Below are 2,735 nucleotides of genomic sequence, written 5' to 3'. Positions count from 1 at the left end.
CCGAGGGCGCGAAGTACACCTTCAACTACGAGGCGCTGAAGGCGCTGAACGAGGGTGTGCAGATGCGCTCGGACTGGGTCCTGCCGATCTGCAACGGCGGCGAGCGGCTGAAGGACGCCAACGGCGACAAGGCGCACCCGACGCAGAAGCCCGAGGCGCTGCTGCACCGCGTGCTGGTGGCGACGTCGCGGCCCGGCGACGTGGTGCTCGACCCGTTCTTCGGCACCGGAACGACCGGGGCGGTGGCCCGGATGCTCGGCCGCGACTTCATCGGGATCGAGCGCGAGGCCGCCTATCGCGAGATCGCGGCGCGTCGGCTCGACCGCGTCCGCCCGTTCGACAGCTCCGCCCTCGAGGTCACGGGCTCCAGGCGCGCGGAGCCGCGCGTGCCCTTCGGCCAGCTCGTCGAGCGCGGTCTGCTGCGGCCCGGCGAGATGCTGGTCAACGCGCGCGGCCAGATGGCCAAGGTGCGCGCCGACGGCACGCTGATCGCCGACCGCGTGAAGGGCTCGATCCACAAGGTCGGCGCCGAGCTGGAAGGCGCGCCCTCGTGCAACGGCTGGACCTACTGGCACTTCCGCCGCGACGGCAAGACGGTGCCGATCGACGTCCTCCGCCAGCAGATCCGCGCCGAGATGGGGGCCTGAGCCGGCTCACGGTTCGCCCCTTGCATTCGCCGCCCCCGGCCCCAAGTCGGAGGCGGAAAGGGAGGGTCCGCCGATGATGCTCAACGCCGATTTCTCGCGCCGCGTGGTCGTCCGCCCGGAGGACCGCGAATGGCGCGCCTCGCCCGCCTCGGGGGTCGAGCGGATGATGCTCGACCGGATCGGGGACGAGGTGGCGCGCGCCACGACCATCGTGCGCTTCGCCCCCGACAGCGCCTTTGACGCGCATACCCATGGCGGCGGCGAGGAATACCTGGTGCTCGAGGGCGTCTTCTCGGACGAGGCGGGGGACTACCCGGCCGGAACCTATGTCCGGAACCCCATCGGCACGGCGCACCGGCCCCATATCGGGCCCGAGGGCGCGACCATCCTCGTCAAGCTGCACCAGTTCGACCCCGCCGATACCGAGCAGAAGGTGGTCGACACGACGACCGCGACCTTCGTTCCGGGCGCGCATGCGGGGCTCGCGATCCTGCCGCTCCACGCCGTGCCGGGCGAGGAGGTGACGCTCCAGCGCTGGGCTCCCGGCACGCGGCTCCCGGCACACGCGCATCCCGGCGGGCAGGAGGTCTATGTCCTCGAGGGGTCCTTCGCGGACGAGCACGGAGACTACCCGGAAGGCACATGGATCCGGAACCCCGACGGCTTCCGCCACGCGGCGTCGAGCGCGGGCGGCTGCCTTCTCTGGGTCAAGACCGGGCACCTGCCCGAGGGCTGACGCGACGCGCCCGCGCGCTAGGTTTTCCCGCAGGCCACAGGAGGACGCGCCATGAAACTCGCCGTCATCGGAGCGAGCCGCGGGATCGGCCGCAAGGTCGTCGACTACGCGCTGTCGCGCGGTCACGCCGTGCGCGCCGTCGCCCGCAGCGCCGAGAGCATCGACATCGACAGTGACGCGCTCGAGAAGATGCCGGGCGACGCCACCGACCCCGAGCTTCTGGCCCGCGCCGTCGCCGGTGTCGACGCGGTGATCCTGACCCTCGGCCTGCCCCGCGACATAAGGGTGCTGAAGCCGACGACGTTGTTCTCCGGGGTCACTCAGGCGCTGATCCCGGCGATGGAGGACGCGGGCGTGAAGCGCCTGCTGACCGTCACGGGCTTCGGCGCGGGTGACAGCGTGACGAAGCTCTCGACCTTCGAGCGGATCAGCATGAAGGCCCTGCTCGGCCGCGCCTACGCCGACAAGGACCTCCAGGAGGAGCTGATCCGCGGCTCCTCGCTCGACTGGACGATTGCGCGGCCGGGCCTGCTGACGGACAACCGGATGACCGGCAAGTACCAGGTGCTCGCAAGCCCCGAGACCTGGCGGCAGGGCGTCATCAGCCGGGCGGACGTGGCGCATTTCCTCGTCGACGCGGCCGAGGACGGCAGCTACATCCACGGCACCCCGGCCCTCCAGCGGTAAAAAAGTTCCGCCATCTGTCGAAACGCGCGCGCGCCGCGGCTCATCCCCGTGACGGCGCGGTGCCGTCGTGAACCGACAGGAGCCATTCCATGATCCGCACGACCCTCCTCGCGCTCGGCCTCGGGGCCTTCGCGCTTCCGGCGCTGGCCGAGCCCTTTACCCTCTTCCCTCCCGAAACGTCCGGAATTGCCGTGCCTTTCGCCTTCACCGAGGCAGACGGCGCGGCGCTTTCGCGGTATCTCATCCTCCTGACCGGGAGCCTGCCAGTGGCCGAGACGCTGGCGCTCGTGCATGTCCCGGCGCCCGCCATGGGCCGCTGAGCGGACGGAAAGGAGTGAAAGCGATGCAGTACATGATCATCTTCCGCGAGCCGCTGGACGAGTTCGAGAGGCGCGACGACCCCGCCCGGACGGGCGATTACTGGGGCGCATGGGGCGCCTATATCGGCGCCATGAACGCGGCGGGCATCGTGCTGAAGGGCGATGGCCTCCTGCCGCCCGCCATGGCCACGACGGTCCGCGTCCGCGACGGCGCGCGGCTGATCGAGGACGGTCCCTTCGCCGACGTGAAGGAGCAACTCGGCGGCTACACCGTGATCGAAGTCGCCGATCTCGATGCCGCCATCGACTGGGCCGCCCGCGCGCCGGCTGCGATCTCCGGCTCGG

The 2,735-nt window shown here is 70.9% G+C and carries 5 protein-coding genes; all 5 read left to right on the top strand.

Annotated features, from left to right (window positions below; all coding sequences use genetic code 11):
- Positions 1-647 (top strand): site-specific DNA-methyltransferase (locus ACTS11_RS15885; RefSeq protein ID WP_442641274.1); only part of this gene is annotated, 647 nt, incomplete at its 5' end.
- A gap of 73 nt (positions 648-720) precedes the next feature.
- Positions 721-1,383 (top strand): cupin domain-containing protein, encoded by a 663-nt coding sequence (locus ACTS11_RS15880; protein ID WP_442641273.1) that lies wholly within the window; start codon positions 721-723, stop codon positions 1,381-1,383.
- A gap of 51 nt (positions 1,384-1,434) precedes the next feature.
- A complete protein-coding gene (locus ACTS11_RS15875) occupies positions 1,435-2,070 on the top strand; it encodes an NAD(P)-dependent oxidoreductase (RefSeq protein ID WP_442641272.1) in 636 nt (211 codons plus the stop codon).
- An 89-nt stretch (positions 2,071-2,159) separates the two neighbouring features.
- Positions 2,160-2,390: a hypothetical protein gene (locus ACTS11_RS15870; RefSeq protein WP_442641271.1), complete on the top strand. Its 231-nt coding sequence runs from the start codon at positions 2,160-2,162 to the stop codon at positions 2,388-2,390.
- A 23-nt stretch (positions 2,391-2,413) separates the two neighbouring features.
- A partial coding sequence (locus ACTS11_RS15865) for a YciI family protein (RefSeq protein WP_442641270.1) occupies positions 2,414-2,735 on the top strand: 322 nt, incomplete at its 3' end.

Origin of the sequence: Roseicyclus sp. (assembly GCF_052168335.1) — a bacterium.
GTDB lineage: Bacteria > Pseudomonadota > Alphaproteobacteria > Rhodobacterales > Rhodobacteraceae > Roseibacterium.
This window is presented reverse-complemented; position numbering and strand designations above follow the sequence as displayed.